Source organism: Actinomadura sp. NPDC049382 (assembly GCF_040677125.1).
Classification (GTDB): Bacteria; Actinomycetota; Actinomycetes; order Streptosporangiales; family Streptosporangiaceae; genus Spirillospora; species Spirillospora geliboluensis.
The window spans coordinates 31,138-46,862 of sequence record NZ_JBFARO010000006.1 but is presented as its reverse complement, the minus strand read 5'-3'; the positions used below and the strand labels follow the sequence as shown (position 1 = coordinate 46,862).

Sequence of the window (15,725 nt, the reverse complement as noted above, 5' to 3'; positions counted from 1 at the left end):
CCAACGGGAACGGCGCCAACGGGAACGGGAACGGGAAGTCGCTGCTCTCCCTCGTCCCGAAGACCGACCAGAAGCAGACGCTGAAGGACTTCAAGACCGACCAGGAGGTGCGCTGGTGCCCCGGGTGCGGTGACTACGCGATCCTCGCGGCCGTCCAGTCCTTCCTGCCGGAGCTCGGGCTGCGCCGCGAGAACATCACGTTCATCTCGGGCATCGGCTGCTCGTCGCGGTTCCCGTACTACATGAACACCTACGGGTTCCACTCGATCCACGGCCGCGCGCCCGCGATCGCGACGGGGCTCGCCACGTCCCGCCCGGACCTGTCGGTGTGGGTGGTGACCGGTGACGGCGACTCGCTGTCGATCGGCGGCAACCACCTGATCCACGCGCTGCGCCGCAACGTCAACCTGAAGATCCTGCTGTTCAACAACCGGATCTACGGGCTGACGAAGGGGCAGTACTCGCCGACGTCCGAGCTCGGCAAGATCACCAAGTCGACGCCGATGGGGTCGCTGGACGCCCCGTTCAACCCGCTGTCGCTCGCGATCGGCGCGGAGGGGACGTTCGTCGCCCGCACCATCGACTCCGACCGCAAGCACCTGCAGTCGGTGCTGCGGGCCGCCGCGCAGCACCGCGGCACCGCGCTCGTCGAGATCTACCAGAACTGCAACATCTTCAACGACGGCGCGTTCGACCCGCTGAAGGACGCGGACGTCCGCGACGACGTCACCGTCCGGCTGGAGCACGGGGAGCCGATCGTCTTCGGAGCGGACCGCTCCAAGGCGCTGCGCCGCACCCCGGCCGGGTCGTTCGAGGTCGTGAAGACCGCGGACGTCGACCCGTCCGAGATCGCGGTGCACGACGCCCACGCCGCGGACCCGTCGCAGGCGTTCGCGCTGTCGCGGCTGGACCAGCCGGCGTTCGAGCACACCCCGATCGGCATCTTCCGGGACGTCGACCGGCCGTCCTACGACGAGCTGATGCGGGCCCAGCTCGACGAGGCCGTCGCGAAGCAGGGCAAGGGCGACCTCGCCGCGCTGCTCGGCTCCGGCGACACCTGGCGCATCGACTAGTCCACGGCGCGACCCGACCGCTTTCGCGGAGGCCCGGTCCCGGTTTGTCCCGGGACCGGGCCTTTTCACGCCTATTGCACACGTATTGAATAGCGGGGAACGGGGCACTGATGCTCATGACGGCCGTCGGACGCGTCGCCGCGGTCTCTGGACGGGACACGGTCTTCACACGAGACACGGTGCGGGACGGCGTCTCACCCTGACAGACTGTCGGAGATCATGGAGCCGGGAGGTGACGATGCGGGTCATTCCGCGCCGTAACAAGGATCGTCCAGGGGACGAGTCCGCGTCGCCTCCTGGTGAAACGGCGCCTCCCGCTCCCGCATCCCCCACCGATGCCACCCAACCCGTCGGCAAGGCCGAGCCGGGCGGCACCGAAGCGCGGCCGGATGCGGCCACCCGGCCACTGCCGGCGGGCGGCGCGGGCGGCCCGAGCAGCCCGCAGGAAGCGCTCGGGCAGGAGAGCTCGCCGGGCGGGGTGCAGACGGAGACGGCCACCGCGGTACTGCCCGTCCCGGACGACGAGGCCGCGCGGCGGCGGGCGCGGGCGGCGGAGCGCCGGCGGCAGGCGGCGGAGGTCAAGCGGAGCCGGGCCGGTCGGCGCCGGCCCCGCCGGCAGACCGTCCCCCCGACGCCGGCCAAGGCCGCCGACCAGCACCGGTCGGCGCTGCTCATCATGGTGCTGACGCTGGGGCTGCTGATCGCGGCCGTCGCGGTGACCGGCGGGCTGATCGCGTCCTCGATGCGGACCCGGCCGGTGGCGCTGGCCGCGCCGCTGCACATCTACCCCGTCTCCGAGGCGACGCCGGGGCCGTGCCCCGCCGGGACGGCCGGGATCACCGGGCAGGCCGGCACCGGCCCGACCTGCTACCGCCTCACCCAGGGCATCGCCATCCACAAGGTCGCCGGCCTGCGCGTCCAGAAGTCGCGGGTGAAGCCGGGCGGCTACGACGTGGCGCTGACGCTGCGGCCGGTCGACCGGGACGCGTTCGCCCGGCTGACCCGCGCGACCGTCGGGCGCGACCTCGCGTTCGTCGTCCGCGACCGGCTCGTCACCCTGCCCCGCGTCGACATGGCCATCACCGACGGGAAGGTCGTCGTGACCGGCTCGCCGGACCGGACCACCGCGAACCGGCTCGTCCGCGACCTCAAGGGCGGCCGCTAGGCCCCCGGTTCAGCCCGCCGGGAGCTCCTCGCCCTGGACGGCCTGGATCTCCAGCTCGGCGCGCAGGCTCTCGCCGACCATCGCGACGCCCGCCTCCAGGATCTGGTTGAACCGGATGCCGAAGTCGGCGCGGCGCAGCTCGGCCGTCGCGCGGAACGCGGCCCGCACGCCGCCCCACGGGTCGGTGCCGCTGCCGAGGTAGGTCAGGTCGAGGTCGACCGGCCGCGTGATCCCGTTGAGGGTGAGGCGGCCGTGCACCGTCCAGCGGTCGGGCCCGGCGGCGGTCAGCCCGTCGCCCTCGTAGGTGATGTACGGGTTGGCGTCGGCGCTCAGGAAGTCGGCGGAGCGCAGGTGGTCGTCGCGCGTCTTGTTGCCGGTGTCGATGGACGCGGCCTCGATCCGCGCCGTCACCCGCGACGCCTCGACCGGCTCGGCGACCTCGATCCGCCCCTCGAACGCGGCGAACCGGCCGCGGACGCTGGACAGGCCGAGGTGCTGCGCGACCGCGCCGACCGCCGAGTGCGCCGGGTCGATCGTCCAGGTGCCGGGCGGCGGCAGTGCGGTGCCGCCGGCGCGGCCGAGCACCACCTTCCCGATGTCGGCCGTGCCGGACGTCGACACGATCAGCGTCGCGGCGGCCGGCTGGAAGCCCATCGCCGTCACGATCACCGTGTAGGTGCCGGCGGGCAGCGGACCGGCGGCGAGCACGCCGTCCTCCCCGGTCCGCTCCCGCGCGACCTGGTTCCCGGCCAGGTCGGTCACCGTGACGACGGCGTGCCGCACCGCCCAGCCGTCCTTCGTCCGCACGGTTCCGCGCAGACCCCGCTCAGCGTCCTTCAACGGCCCGCACTCCAGCTTCGTGTCGGCCGGGCCGCCACCGCCGGGCGGCCCGGGATCGAGTCGGTCATTCGTCGGGGTAGCCGAGCTTGAGGTCGTGCTCGTCGAGCCCGCTGCCCGAAAGCGACAGACCGGTCGCGACCGGGGGATAGCCGGACGCGATCACGGTGTACTGGCCGCCGGTCAGGTCGGTGAACGCGTACTCGCCGTCCGGGCCGGTGATCACCATCGCGACGACGTTGCCGGCGGCGTCCACGAGCGTGACGCGGGCGTCGCCGACCGGGTCGCCGGACTCGGAGCGGACGGTGCCGCGGATCCGGGCGCCGGGCGGCATCTCCACGTCCTGCCGGGTCTGCCCGTTGCCGACGACCTCGACCGGCAGCGCGACCGGGCGGTGCGCGGCGGCGGACACGGCGAGCGTGTAGGCGCCGGAGGTGATGTCCTTGAACAGGTAGCGCCCGTCGGCGTCGGTGCGGCCGGTGCCGACGACGTCGCCGCGCACGTCGGTCACGACGACCATGGCGTTCGCGAGCGGGGCGCCGTCGCCGCCGCGGACCGTCCCGGCGAGCCCGCCGTTGCCCGCGAGCAGCAGGTCGAAGTCCACCGGCCGGTCGCCGACGACGAGCGTCGCGGCCTGCGGCTCGTGCTCGCCCGTCGCGGCGATCAGCACGTAGCTGCCGGGGCCGGGGGTGGGCAGCGCGTACCGGCCGTCCTCCTGGGTGACCGCGCGGGCGAGCTGGTGCCCGTCCACGCCGATCAGGGTCAGCGCGGCGGACGGGACGGGCGCGCCGTCGCCGGTCCGCACGACGCCGCGCACGGGGACGCCGCCGTCGTGGCCGCCGTGCCCGTTCTGCTGCGCGAGGAGCCGCGCCTGCGCCGCGAGGTCGGACGCGGCCGGCGCCGCCGCGGGTGCGGGCGGGGCGGCGGTGGCGAGCCGCGCTTCGGGGTCGTGGCCGTTGTCGCGCGCGTGCCGGCCGGCGCCGACCGCTCCGACGGCGCCCGTGTGCGCCACCGGGGACGGGGGCCGGACGACGCCGTCCTCGCCGGGGACGGCCCCCGCCGGGGGCTCCTTGGCGGCGGCGGCCTTCCCGCGGTCGGCCGAGCCGCGCAGCGGCAGCTCCTTCAGCGCGAGGACCGCGATGAAGCCGATCACCGCGACCGGGACGCCGACCAGGAAGACGGCCTCCATCGCCTTGGTGAACGCGTCCTGGATGATCCCGTGCAGCGGCTCGGGCAGCTTCTGGATCTCCTCGGGCGAGCCCAGCTCCCCGGACGCGCCGGTCGGCATCGGGAGGCCGGCGGCGCGCAGCCCGGACGCGATCTCGTCCGCCACCCGGTTGGTGAGGATGGCGCCGAACGCGGCCACGCCCATCGCGCCGCCGAGGTTGCGGAAGAACGAGACGCCGGACGTGGTCGAGGCCAGGTCGGCGGGCGCGGCGGCGTTCTGCGCGGCCAGGATCAGGATCTGCAGCGTCAGGCCCATCCCGACGCCGAGGAGGGCGAGGTCGGCGCCGATGAGCAACTCGGACGAGTCGGTGTGCAGCCGCGACAGCAGGTACATGGCCACCGCGATGCACACCATGCCGATCACCGGGAACAGCTTGTAGCGGCCGGACCGGGTGACGATCTGCCCGGAGCCCGTCGAGGTGATCAGCATGCCGAGGACGAGCGGCAGCGTCATCAGCCCGGACGCGGTGGGGCTCATCCCCTTGACGATCTGCAGGTACTGCGGCATGTAGATCATCGCGCCGAACATCGCCATGCCGACGCAGATGGAGATGAACGAGGTCAGGACGAACGTCGGGTTGCGGAACAGCCGCGGCGGCAGGATCGGGTCGTGCGCGATGCGCTCGGCGACGACCGCCAGCACGGCCAGCGCGGCGGCGGCGCCGAGCATGATGTAGGTCCACTTGGAGTTCCACGCGAACTCCGTGCCGCCCATCGACAGGACGAGCATCAGCAGCGCGGCGGCGCCGGTGATGGTGAACGCGCCGAACACGTCCACCCGGGTGTCGCGCTTCACCTTCGGCAGCTTCAGCACCCGCTGGATGACGAGGAACGCGACGACCGCGAGCGGGACGCACACGTAGAAGCACCAGCGCCAGCCGAGGCCGTCGGCGTCCACGATGAACCCGCCGAGCAGGGGGCCGGCGACCGTCGAGACGCCGAACACGGCGCCCATGTAGCCGGCGTAGCGGCCGCGCTGGCGGGGCTCGACGACGTCGCCGAGGATGACCTGGGCGAGCGCGGACAGGCCGCCGACGCCGAGGCCCTGGAACGCGCGGGCGGCGATGAGCTGGCCGATGTTCTGCGACAGCCCGGCGCCCACCGAGGCCAGCACGAAGATCAGCAGGGCGGTCTGGAACATCAGCTTGCGCCCGGCGATGTCCGACAGCTTGCCCCACAGCGGGGTCGAGGCGGTCATCGTCAGCAGCGACGCGCTGGCGACCCAGGCCAGCTGGTCCTGGCCGCCGAGGTCGCCGACGATCGTCGGCAGCGCCGTCGCGACGACCGACGTCGAGATCATCGACGTCAGCATCGCCATCATCAGACCGGCGAGGATCTCCAGGATCTGCCGGTGCGTGTAGTGCGGTCGCGCGGGCTCGGACGCCGCCGGGCCGTGCGACGCCACGCTGGTTCGAGCCACCCTGCCCCCATGCGATACGGAATTACCTGTGCCGTGCATGTATCTTAGGTAGACGCTTGTTTACTTGCAACTCGTTGGATACTGAACACTGACCGTTACCGACAGTTCCGGGGATGGGGATGCGGGTCGAGGACGAGCGCGCGAGCGCACCCGAAACGAGTGCGCCCGAGGCGGACGCGCCCGCGGCGAGCGGGCCGGGGGCGGCCGGCCGGCGGCGGCCCAAGCGGGACCGGGAGGCCACCCGGCGGCGCATCCTGGAGGCGGGCCGCGACCTGTTCGGCGAGCACGGCTACGACGGCGTCACCGTCCGCATGATCGCGGCGCGGGCGGAGGCGAACGTCGCCCTCGTCAACCGGTACTTCGGCTCCAAGGCGGCGCTGTTCGAGGAGGTCCTCGCCGGCGAGTCGGTGATCCGCGGCGTCATCGCGGGCGACCCGGCCGGGCTGCCGCGCCGGCTCGCCGAGCACTTCGTCCGGCAGATCGACCAGCGCCCCGTCACCACCATGTCCCGGATCCTGGACCGGTCGGCCGGCCAGCCCGAGGTCAAGGAGGCCCTGCTCCACTACCTGGAGGACCGGATCGTCCAGCCGATCATCGCCCAGCTGGACGGGCCGGACGCCCGCGCCCGCGCGCTGCTCGCGTCCACGATCATCATGGGCGGCGGGCCCGTCCGCCGGCTGTTCGGCCTGGACGACCTGCGCGCCGCCGACCCGGCCGAGGTCACCGACCGCCTCACCGCCATGTTCACCGCCGCGCTCGGCCCGCCCGTACGCCACCGGGAGTAGCGCGGCGCGGCCGGCTCGGCCTGAAGGCGGAGCGGCGCGCCCGGCACCCCGGCATAGGGTTGTCGACCATGAGGCTGGGGGGCGCTCTCCGCGAGCGGTGGGGCAGGACGGGGCGGGCCGCGCGCTGGACGGCGGCGGGCGCGGCGGTCGTGCTCGCGGGCACGGCGGCCGGCTGGGGCGCGGTCGCGGGCGACGCTCCGCGCGTCCGGACGTCCGAGCAGCGCATCCCCGTGGTGGACGGGCCGAAGGACGACCAGCGCGTCCTGCTCGACACGACGTTCTACCGCCCGGCCGCCGGGCGGGCGAAGGGCCCGGCGGTCCTGCTGGCGCACGGCTTCGGCGGCTCGAAGCAGGAGGCGGCCGGCGAGGCGCGCGAGCTGGCCCGCGCCGGGTACGCGGTGCTGACCTGGTCGGCGCGCGGCTTCGGACGCTCGACCGGGGAGATCGCGCTGAACTCCCCCGACTACGAGGTGAAGGACACCCGGCAGCTCATCGACTGGCTCGCGAAGCGGCCCGAGGTCGTCCTCGACGGGCCGGGCGACCCGCGCGTCGGCATGGCGGGCCAGTCGTACGGCGGCGCGATCGCGCTGATGACCGCCGCCTACGACCAGCGGGTGGACGCCATCGCACCCCAGATCACCTGGAACGACCTCGCGGACGCGCTGTTCCCGACCACCGCCGAGGGCGCGCCGCCCACCGACGGCGTGTTCAAGAAGCTGTGGGCGGGGATCTTCTTCACCGGCAGCGCCACCCGGACGGCCTGCGGGCGTTTCCTGCCGTCTCTTTGCGAGATGTACCAGGAGGTCGCGCAGAAGGGGCGCCCGACCGAGTCGGCGATCGCGACGCTGCGCCGGTCGAGCCCGTCCTCCGTCGCCGACCGGATCAGGGTGCCGACGCTGCTCGTCCAGGGCCAGGCCGACTCGCTGTTCCCGCTGGACCAGGCCGACGCCAACGCGCGGGCCATCGCCCGCAACGGCGCGCCGGTGTCGGTGGTGTGGTTCCAGGGCGGCCACGACGGCGGCGACCCGGAGACCGAGCGCGTCGAGGGGCTGGTGCGCGACTTCTTCGACGCCCGCCTCCGCCGCTCCGGCCCCGCCCTCGACGCCTTCACGGTGACGCGCGCGGGCGGGCTCGACTCGTCCACGCAGGAGGTCGTCGTGGACGAGGCGACGGCGGCCCGGTATCCCGGCCTCGCCGGCGATCCGGTCGCCCTGCGGCTCACCGGCCGCGAACAGACGATCTTCAACCCGGCGGGCGGGTCGCCGGCGTCGATCTCGGCGGTGCCCGGCCTGGGCGCGCTCGGCTCCCTCGGGTCGCTCGGCGCGGCCGGCGGGCTCGGCGGGTCGCTGCCGGCCGACATGCCGGGCCAGACCGCCGTCTTCGACACCGCCCCGCTGGAGCGTCCCGTCCGGTTGACCGGCGCGGCCTCCGTGCGCCTCGAGGTTCAGGGCAAGGGGCCGCTCTTCGCGAAGCTCTACGACGTCCCGCCCGGCGGCGGCGCCGCTCCGGCGCGGCGCCTGGCGGCCCCGTTCCGCGTGTCGGACGGCGACGTCAGCGTGACGCTCCCGCCGATGGACTACCGCTTCGACCGGGGCCACCGCCTGCGCCTCGTCATCGCGACGACCGACATGGGCTTCGCGACGCCCGCCGAGCCTTCGTCCTACAAGGTGCAGGTGGTCTCGCCGCTGACCGTCCCCACGGTGCCGTCCCTCGCCACGGCCTCGTCGCCGCTGCCCGCCTGGGTCTGGGTCCTGCCTTTGGGGGCGCTCGCCGTGGCCGCCGCCATCCTCCTGCCCGGACGACGCAGACGCACCGCCGACGCCAGCAGCGACGTCCCGCTGGAGATAACCGGCCTTACCAAGACCTACAAGAACGGCCACCAAGCCGTGGCCGACCTGTCGTTCCGTGTGGAGAAGGGTCAGGTTCTCGGCCTGCTCGGCCCGAACGGTGCAGGCAAGACCACGACGCTGCGCATGCTCATGGGGCTGATCCACCCCGACTCGGGCGAGATACGCATCTTCGGTCAGCGGGTCACTCCCGGTGCGCCCGTCCTGTCCCGCCTTGGCTCCTTCGTAGAGGGACCCGGCTTCCTGCCCCACCTCTCCGGCCGCGACAACCTCGACCTCTACTGGCGCGCCACAGGCCGCCCCCTGGACGAGGCCCACCTCGAAGAGGCGCTGCAGATAGCCGACCTGGGTTCCGCCCTGGACCGCGCGGTACGCACCTACTCGCAAGGGATGCGGCAGCGGCTCGCGATCGCCCAGGCCATGCTCGGCCTACCGGACCTCCTCGTCCTGGACGAACCCACCAACGGCCTCGACCCGCCCCAGATCCGCGAGATGCGGGAGGTGCTGGTCAAGTACGCCGCCGCAGGGCGCACCGTCATCGTCTCCAGCCACCTCCTCGCCGAAGTCGAGCAGACCTGCACGCACGCGGTCGTCATGGCGGGCGGCCGCCGCGTCGCCGCCGGGCCCGTCAGCGAGATCGTCGGCTCCGGCCGCCGCCTGGAGGACGCGTTCCTGGAGATCATCGGAGAGACGTCATGACCACCTACCACGTCCGGCGGACGCTGCCGCTGCGGGTCGAGGCCGTCCGGCAGTTCCGGCGCCGCCGGACCCTCGTCGCGTTCGGGATCCTGCTCGTCCTGCCGTGGGTGCTGGTGCTCGCGTTCAAGCTCGGCGGCGACCCCGGCCCGGACGGCGTCCCCAGCCTGGTCGACGTCGCCACCTCCAGCGCCCTGAACTTCGCCCTGTTCGCCCTGTTCGTCTCCACCGGCTTCCTGCTGGTGGTCGCCGTCGCCCTGTTCTGCGGCGACACCGTCGCGAGCGAGGCGGGCTGGTCGTCCCTGCGCTACCTGCTGGCCGCGCCCGTGCCCCGCGCCCGCCTGCTGCGCCAGAAGCTGGTCGTCGCGCTCTCCTACGCCGTCGTCGCCGTCGTCAGCCTGCCGCTGATGTCCCTGGTCGCCGGCACGGCGGGCTTCGGCTGGGGCGACGTGGAACTCCCCACCGGCGGCACCGTCCCGGTCGGCACCGCGCTCGGCAGGATGGCGATCATCGTCGGCTACTCGCTGATCGCCCAGCTCGTCGTCGCCGCCCTGGCGTTCCTGCTGTCCGTCACCACCGACTCGCCCCTCGGCGCGGTCGGCGGCGCCGTCGGCCTGGTCATCGTCAGCAACATCCTGGACGCCGTCACCGCCCTCGGCTCCTGGCGCGATTTCCTCCCGACGCACTGGATGTACTCGTGGATGGACGCCCTGCAACCCCAGATCCAGTGGACGGGCATGGCGAAGGGCGCCGCGATATCCCTTTCCTACGCGCTCATACTGTTCGCACTGGCCTTCCGCCGCTTCCGCACCCGCGACATCGTCTCCTGAAAAACTGGGCACGCATTGTCACTATCCGACAACTCCGCGTCGACAATTCGGCCCCGAAAATCGGTCGAACCGGCAGCGTTCGTCGCATAAGCTCGGCGAACCGCGCGCCCATCGGCCGCGTCACACGAGGCAGTGACGATTAAGCCGGGCCCGTTGGGGGGAGATGATCACCATGGCACGGCAGCAGCTCATCAAGCGCCCCAAGCCCCCACGTCAACCGAGCCAGCCCGACCTCCGCACGCCCTCGGGCCGCCTGCTCCCCTACTGAAGCCGCGCCAGGAACCGTTCCCGCTCGACCACCACGCGCTCGACACGGCCGCTCCCCACGGGGCCGCGCTCGTCCACCGCGTTGACCGCGAACACGAGCCGCTTCCCGTCGACCTCCGCGAGCTCCGCCTCCACGGTCACCCGCACACCGACCGGGCTGGCCGCGCGATGCTCCAGCGCGACCCGCGTCCCCACGGACGTCCGGCCGTCCCCGAGCTCACCTCTGACGGCCTCCACGGTCGCGGCCTCGGCGAGCGCCAGCAACCGGGGCGTCGCCAGCACGGGCACATCACCACTGCCCAACGCGACCGCCGTGTCGTCGTCCCCCACCACGAGGGACACCTGGCCGTGCAGCCCCGGCTTCACAACTCCCCTTCCAGCCGCGCCGCGACCTCCCGGTAGCGACTCACCGGCACGAGATGCACCCCGTCGAACGCCCCGCTGTCCCGGATCGCGAGCACCTGCTCACAGGCAGCCGCGACTCCGGCACTCCGGTCCCGCTCGACGGCCTCGACGAGCTCCCCGGGAATGTCGATATCGGGAATGGCCGCAGCCAGATTCCGCGCCATCCCCGCACTGGCCAGCACCATGACCCCCGCGTAGACGGGCCCGTCGATCTCCGCGCGCTCGCGCCACCGCAAGAGGTTATCCACCGAGTAACTGACCTGCACGAACGTGAAGTCGGCAGCCCGCTTCCACTCAGGCACCCGCCTCAACCCGGACGTGACGCCGACCTGGAACGCCCCGCACCCGTCGAAGACCGCGTCCTCACTGGCCGCGCGCGCCTCCTCCATCATCGCCCGGACGGTCAGCTCACTCGTCCGCCCGCCCGCGCTCGGCTTGTCCCCATAGACGAACAGAAACCGCTCGACCCCGTACGCGGCCGCGGTGAGCAGATCCCGCCGGAACCCGAGCAGATTCCGGTCACGCGAGTTCAAACAGGCGATCCCCCGAGCCCCCATGGCCTGCACCTCGTGCGCGACGGCCACACTCGACACGGTGGCCCGGCCAATGTGGTTGTCGGGAATCAGAAACGAGTCCGCCACCGGACTCAACACCCCGATCTGATGCCGCACCTTCCGCAGATCAGGCCGAGTAGGCGGCTCGACCTCACAAACAACCTCGAACCCCACGAGCCCTACTCCCAGATCGACGTGACGACGCGCACAACCGACACCGCCTCACATTAGCCTTCTCCCCCAAAGAACACCCCCGCAGCCCCATGGCCAGGAGACGTGTAGACCTAACTTCCGTCGAGCAGCCTCTTAACGGGCATTTCAGGACAACGCCCCACGACCTGGGGATCACCCGCCACACCCCGCGCAACACTCCGGCCACGCATGACTGCAAGCAGTTCCAACCGGTACGAGGTCACGTCGCCGTGAAGATGGCCGCCCGCCCGGCCTCGGCCGCCCGCTCGAACAACCCCCGTACCTCGACGAAGTTCTCCCACGTGTACTCGAAGTCGTCATCATCAAGCGACCCGCGGTACTCCGGGTCGTCGATCGCGTCGAAGCGCCGCCGCAGCCACACCTTTTCGACCCGCTGGAGTTCGTCTGCGACATCTCGGACTTCGGCCGCGGTCACGTAGACGACGTAGTAGTCCTCGTGCATATGCCGCCCGCCGAGGACGGCATGCGACAGCGGATAGGCACCGCCCTCATCGCCGGCCGCGAGCAAAAGGCGCTCCTGATCGGCACTGACAGCGAAGTGCACACCCAACACCCCGCCACCCTACTGACGCCCCCCAGCACTCAGAAGCACGCTGCCGCTACCAGAACCGCCCGCCACCACCAACCAGGGCGCAAGTCGATGAGGCGTCGAGCCCACCGCCGACCCTCTAGGCCGTAGTAGCCGTTTGCGGTTGGCGGCCGAGTACTGCTGGCGCTACTCGCCCTGCGCGTGGTCGCCCGCCTACGCGGCCGGGCTCTGCAGTTTGACGACGAGTTCGGCACCGAGAGCTCGGGCCAGGCGCTCGAGGACCGCCAGCGTCGGCACGGTGCCGCCGGCTTCGAACCTGGCCACGGCCGACTGTGTCATGCCCGCCCCCCGGGCCAGCTCGCTCTGGCTCCAGCCGCGCTCCTCACGGAGGGCTCGAACACTGCGCCCCAGTTCGTAGGCCAAGCGAGCCACCTCGTAAGCCTCCGCAGCACCAGGTTCGGACATGCGGCGCTCCCGCAGCGCACTCCAGTCTGTCCGATCACCCATCGGCCTCACCTCCCTCAGCCTCCGCCGAGTGCGCCTCGGTTACGCATAGCCGCAGCGCCCTACGAGCGCGCTCCCTCTCGATCTTCTCGCATGCGTGTTTTGTGGAACACCGTGAGCAGAACGATTCGTCTGCCAGAAGCAATCCAGTAGGTCACGCGTACAGCCTGTGTGCCGAGGTGGAAACGCAACTCCCTCAGCTTGCCATCGAGCTGCCGCGTGTACGGCTCCCCGAGCAGCACCCCCTCGTCGGCGAGCAAGTCGATGTAGAACGCCGCCGTGGCGAACTGCGCGGTCGGTAGACGTGCCGAGGTGGGCGGGCGGGCGGCGGGGACCTCGTGCTGTGCTGGGGACGGGATCTGCTCGTCGGGGTCGGGGGCGTGTTCGCGGAGTCCGGGATGGTTGCTGGTTGTTCGGGGTTCAGGGGTGTCTTACTGGTTGGGTGGTTACCGCGTAGGGTTCGGTCGTGATTAAGCGGGGCATGGCGGCCGGTGTCGGGGCTTATGTGATGTGGGGGCTTTTTCCCCTGTACTGGCCGCTGTTGAAGCCGGCGGGGGCGGGGGAGATCCTCGCGCATCGGATCATGTGGTCGCTGGTCGCCGTGGGGGCGGTGCTGGCGGTGCGGCGGACGTGGGCGCGGGTCGGGCGGCGGCAGATGCTGCTGCTGGTCGCGGCGGCCGTGGTGATCAGCGTGAACTGGTGGACGTACATCTACGCCGTGAACAGCGGGCGGACGATCGAGGCGTCGCTCGGGTACTTCATCAACCCGCTGATCAGCGTGGTGTTCGGGGTGGTGGTGTTCCGGGAGCGGCTGCGGCCGTGGCAGTGGGCGGCGGTCGGGCTGGGGGCGGTCGCGGTGGTGGTGCTGACCGTGGACTACGGGCGGCCGCCGTGGATCGCGCTGGTGCTGGCCTTCGCGTTCGGCGTGTACGGGCTGCTGAAGAAGTTCGCGGACATGCCGTCGGCGGAGAGTCTGGCGGTGGAGACGGCCGTCATGTTCCTGCCCGCCCTGGGGTTCGTGTTCTTCCTGGAGGCGCAGAGGGACGCCGCGTTCGGGCATGAGGGGGTGGCGAACGCGGTGCTGCTGGCGGGGGCGGGTGTCGTTACGGCGGTGCCGTTGATGCTGTTCAACTCGGCGGCGATCCGGCTGCCGATGACGGCGCTCGGGATGTTGCAGTACCTGGCCCCGGTGCTGCAGTTCGCCATCGGTTTCCTGGTGCAGCACGAGGAGATGCCGCCGAGCCGGTGGGCGGGGTTCCTGCTGGTGTGGCTCGCGCTGGTGACGCTGACGTGGGAGGGGCTGAGCCGCCGGGAAGCGGTGCCCGAGGCCGTCTGAAGGGACTAGAGTGCCGGACGTCATTTGCCGGATTTCGAGGAGTCTCGTTGCGTCTGGTCACCGTCAGCGTGTTGGGCACCGCGCTGGTCGCGGCCGGGATGCTGGCTCCGGCCACGGGTGAGGCGACGGGCCGCGGCGGTGTCGCGGTGGAGCCCGGCATGGTGCGGCCGGGCGAGCACGTCCGGGTCTCGGTGCCGGGATGTGCGGGGGCGCGGGTCGAGTCCGAGGTGTTCACCGGGCGGGCCGTGGACGGCGCCGCGACCGTGAAGGCCGATGCCGTCCCCGGCGAGTACGCGGTGGCGGCGCGCTGCGGGTCGCGGAAGGTGACCGGCGAGGTGCGGGTCGCGGGCCGGGTCGGGTGGCCCGACATCCTGCCGACCGACCACTGACCGCGGGCGTCAAGGGCCGCCGTCGGCCGGTGCGCATACGCAGCCATCACTTTGTCAGCGCGGCGTTGACTTCACCGGCACATCCCTTGAAAAGTGACCTAGATCACGCACAGATGTAGTGCTTTCCTACCTCTCGGACGGTTGTCTTCGTCAAATGATCATGTGATACTTCCGGACGAATCGCCCATGTTTCACAAATGCCGCACCAGCGGCCATAGCCCGAGATCATCTCGCCCCGTGACCCGCACCACTGCCTAGTGAGGGGACAGTCGAGTATGTCGGTCGGCGTCGGCTCCGTCAGGGAACCGCGAACCATTCCGTTCCATCAGAGCCTGCCGAGACTGCTCCGGGACCCGCTGGGTGCCATCGAGCAGATGGGGCGCGAGTCCCAGGGCGAGATCACCCGCGTGAACCTGGGCATGCTGCGCCCGTACCTCGTGACCCGCCCCGAGCACGTCCAGCACATCCTGCGCGACAACGCGGCGAACTACCGGCGCGAGGGGCTGATGTGGAAGCCCCTCAGCAGGCTCGTCGGCGAGCCGTCCGGCGCGGACCCCGCCTGGCCGCTCAAGCGGCGCATCTTCCAGACCCTGCTGACCGGCAAGAAGATCGCGACCTACACCGACGAGATGGCGGCCAACATCGCCGACAACGTCGACGAACTCGGCCGCCGCACCGGTGCCGGCACCCCGATCGACTGCAGCGACGAGCTGACCCGCATCGTCTACCGGGCCATCCTGCGGATCTTCATCGGGGACCGGCTCTCGCTCGCCGACGCCGACCGGCTCGGGGACGCGATCACGATCGCGACCACGTCGTCGTTCCGGTCCCGGATGCTGCTGCCGTTCGTCCCGCACGCGGTGCCGCTGCCCGGCGACCACGCCTTCCACCGCGCGGTGCAGAACGTCGACGACATCATCTTCCCCGTCATCGAGGAGGCGCGCCGGCAGGGCGTGCACGAGCGGGGCGACGAGGGCCACGACATCGTGTCCCTGCTGCTGCGGGCCCGCGACGAGCAGGGGAACGCGCTCGACGACCAGGGCGTCCGCGACGGAGTCGTCTCGCTGTTCGTGGCCGGCACGGAGACCACGGTGACGGCGCTGAGCTGGCTGTGGGTCGTGCTCGACGCGCATCCCGAGGTGATGGTCCGGCTCCGCGCGGAGATCGAGGACGTCCTGGACGGCGCCCGCCCCACCCGCGAGCACCTGCCGCGGCTCCGCTACACGAAGATGGTCCTCCAGGAACTGCTGCGGATCTACTCGGTCGGCTGGATCATCCCCCGCATCGTGGCCGAGGACGACGTGATCGACGGCGTCCGGATGCACCGGGGCGCCACGATCGCGGTCAGCCCCTACCTCACCCACCGGGTGCCGGACGTGTGGCCCGACCCGCACAGGTTCGACCCCGAGCGGTTCGCGCCGGGCAACTCCCGGCACCGCTTCGCCTACCTCGCCTTCGGCGCGGGGCCCCACCAGTGCGTGGGCAGCGTCTTCTTCACCGTCGAGGCGCAGCTGATCGTCGCCAGCATGATCAGCCGGCTGCGCCCGACCCTGCACGGGCCCGCGGGCGTCGAGCCCCAGGCGGGGCTCACCCTCAAGCCGCGGCAGCCGATCAAGATCTCACTGAACCCCGTCGACGGCAGGTAGGC

Annotated in this window: 15 protein-coding genes; 8 read left to right on the top strand and 7 right to left on the bottom strand. The window is 71.9% G+C overall.

What is annotated here, in order from left to right:
- Positions 1-41 precede the first annotated feature (41 nt).
- The gene (locus AB0K34_RS05985; RefSeq protein ID WP_364546205.1) at positions 42-1,073 is read left to right on the top strand and encodes a 2-oxoacid:ferredoxin oxidoreductase subunit beta; all 1,032 of its coding nucleotides are present in this window, start codon (positions 42-44) and stop codon (positions 1,071-1,073) included.
- A gap of 238 nt (positions 1,074-1,311) precedes the next feature.
- Positions 1,312-2,238: a hypothetical protein gene (locus tag AB0K34_RS05980; RefSeq protein WP_364546202.1), complete on the top strand. Its 927-nt coding sequence runs from the start codon at positions 1,312-1,314 to the stop codon at positions 2,236-2,238.
- Between the two features lie 9 nt (positions 2,239-2,247).
- On the opposite strand, the gene AB0K34_RS05975 is transcribed toward AB0K34_RS05980, so the two are convergent.
- Positions 2,248-3,078, bottom strand: a complete 831-nt coding sequence (locus AB0K34_RS05975) for a YceI family protein (protein ID WP_364545991.1) — start codon at positions 3,076-3,078, stop codon at positions 2,248-2,250.
- Positions 3,079-3,142: 64 nt separating this feature from the next.
- Positions 3,143-5,722 carry an MFS transporter gene (locus tag AB0K34_RS05970; protein WP_364545988.1) on the bottom strand — a complete coding sequence of 860 codons (2,580 nt, stop codon included), beginning with the start codon at positions 5,720-5,722 and terminating at the stop codon, positions 3,143-3,145.
- Positions 5,723-5,835: 113 nt separating this feature from the next.
- On the opposite strand from AB0K34_RS05970, the gene AB0K34_RS05965 reads away from it, so the two are divergent.
- The 3 genes from AB0K34_RS05965 (at position 5,836) to AB0K34_RS05955 (ending at position 9,880) form a co-directional block, all read left to right on the top strand.
- A complete protein-coding gene (locus tag AB0K34_RS05965) occupies positions 5,836-6,507 on the top strand; it encodes a TetR/AcrR family transcriptional regulator (protein WP_240808415.1) in 672 nt (223 codons plus the stop codon).
- Positions 6,508-6,575: 68 nt separating this feature from the next.
- Positions 6,576-9,053 (top strand): CocE/NonD family hydrolase, encoded by a 2,478-nt coding sequence (locus AB0K34_RS05960; protein ID WP_364545985.1) that lies wholly within the window; start codon positions 6,576-6,578, stop codon positions 9,051-9,053.
- Positions 9,050-9,880, top strand: coding sequence for an ABC transporter permease subunit (locus AB0K34_RS05955; protein WP_138641842.1), 831 nt, complete (start codon positions 9,050-9,052; stop codon positions 9,878-9,880). Before AB0K34_RS05960 ends, AB0K34_RS05955 begins: the two co-directional genes overlap by 4 nt.
- Positions 9,881-10,141: 261 nt before the next feature.
- Here AB0K34_RS05955 and AB0K34_RS05950 read toward each other — a convergent pair whose 3' ends face one another.
- The 5 genes from AB0K34_RS05950 to AB0K34_RS05930 form a co-directional block, all read right to left on the bottom strand.
- Positions 10,142-10,513, bottom strand: coding sequence for a hotdog domain-containing protein (locus tag AB0K34_RS05950; RefSeq protein ID WP_364545982.1), 372 nt, complete (start codon positions 10,511-10,513; stop codon positions 10,142-10,144).
- Entirely contained in the window at positions 10,510-11,223 is a 714-nt protein-coding gene (locus AB0K34_RS05945) for a methylenetetrahydrofolate reductase (protein WP_364545979.1), read from the bottom strand. The genes AB0K34_RS05950 and AB0K34_RS05945 overlap by 4 nt, the downstream gene beginning before the upstream one ends.
- A 295-nt stretch (positions 11,224-11,518) precedes the next feature.
- Positions 11,519-11,872: a DUF1877 family protein gene (locus tag AB0K34_RS05940; RefSeq protein ID WP_138641840.1), complete on the bottom strand. Its 354-nt coding sequence runs from the start codon at positions 11,870-11,872 to the stop codon at positions 11,519-11,521.
- Between the two features lie 189 nt (positions 11,873-12,061).
- Positions 12,062-12,271 carry a helix-turn-helix transcriptional regulator gene (locus AB0K34_RS05935; protein ID WP_338072677.1) on the bottom strand — a complete coding sequence of 70 codons (210 nt, stop codon included), beginning with the start codon at positions 12,269-12,271 and terminating at the stop codon, positions 12,062-12,064.
- A 143-nt stretch (positions 12,272-12,414) separates the two neighbouring features.
- Positions 12,415-12,612, bottom strand: coding sequence for a type II toxin-antitoxin system RelE/ParE family toxin (locus tag AB0K34_RS05930; protein WP_301173976.1), 198 nt, complete (start codon positions 12,610-12,612; stop codon positions 12,415-12,417).
- A 206-nt stretch (positions 12,613-12,818) separates the two neighbouring features.
- Here AB0K34_RS05930 and rarD point away from each other — a divergent pair, with 206 nt between their 5' ends.
- The 3 genes from rarD (at position 12,819) to AB0K34_RS05915 (ending at position 15,723) form a co-directional block, all read left to right on the top strand.
- Positions 12,819-13,688 carry an EamA family transporter RarD gene (rarD, locus tag AB0K34_RS05925; protein ID WP_356948714.1) on the top strand — a complete coding sequence of 290 codons (870 nt, stop codon included), beginning with the start codon at positions 12,819-12,821 and terminating at the stop codon, positions 13,686-13,688.
- Positions 13,689-13,735: 47 nt separating this feature from the next.
- Positions 13,736-14,077 carry a hypothetical protein gene (locus AB0K34_RS05920; RefSeq protein WP_301173977.1) on the top strand — a complete coding sequence of 114 codons (342 nt, stop codon included), beginning with the start codon at positions 13,736-13,738 and terminating at the stop codon, positions 14,075-14,077.
- Positions 14,078-14,352: 275 nt separating this feature from the next.
- Complete coding sequence (locus AB0K34_RS05915) at positions 14,353-15,723, top strand: cytochrome P450 (protein ID WP_138641433.1); 1,371 nt, start codon at positions 14,353-14,355, stop codon at positions 15,721-15,723.
- Positions 15,724-15,725: the final 2 nt, after the last annotated feature.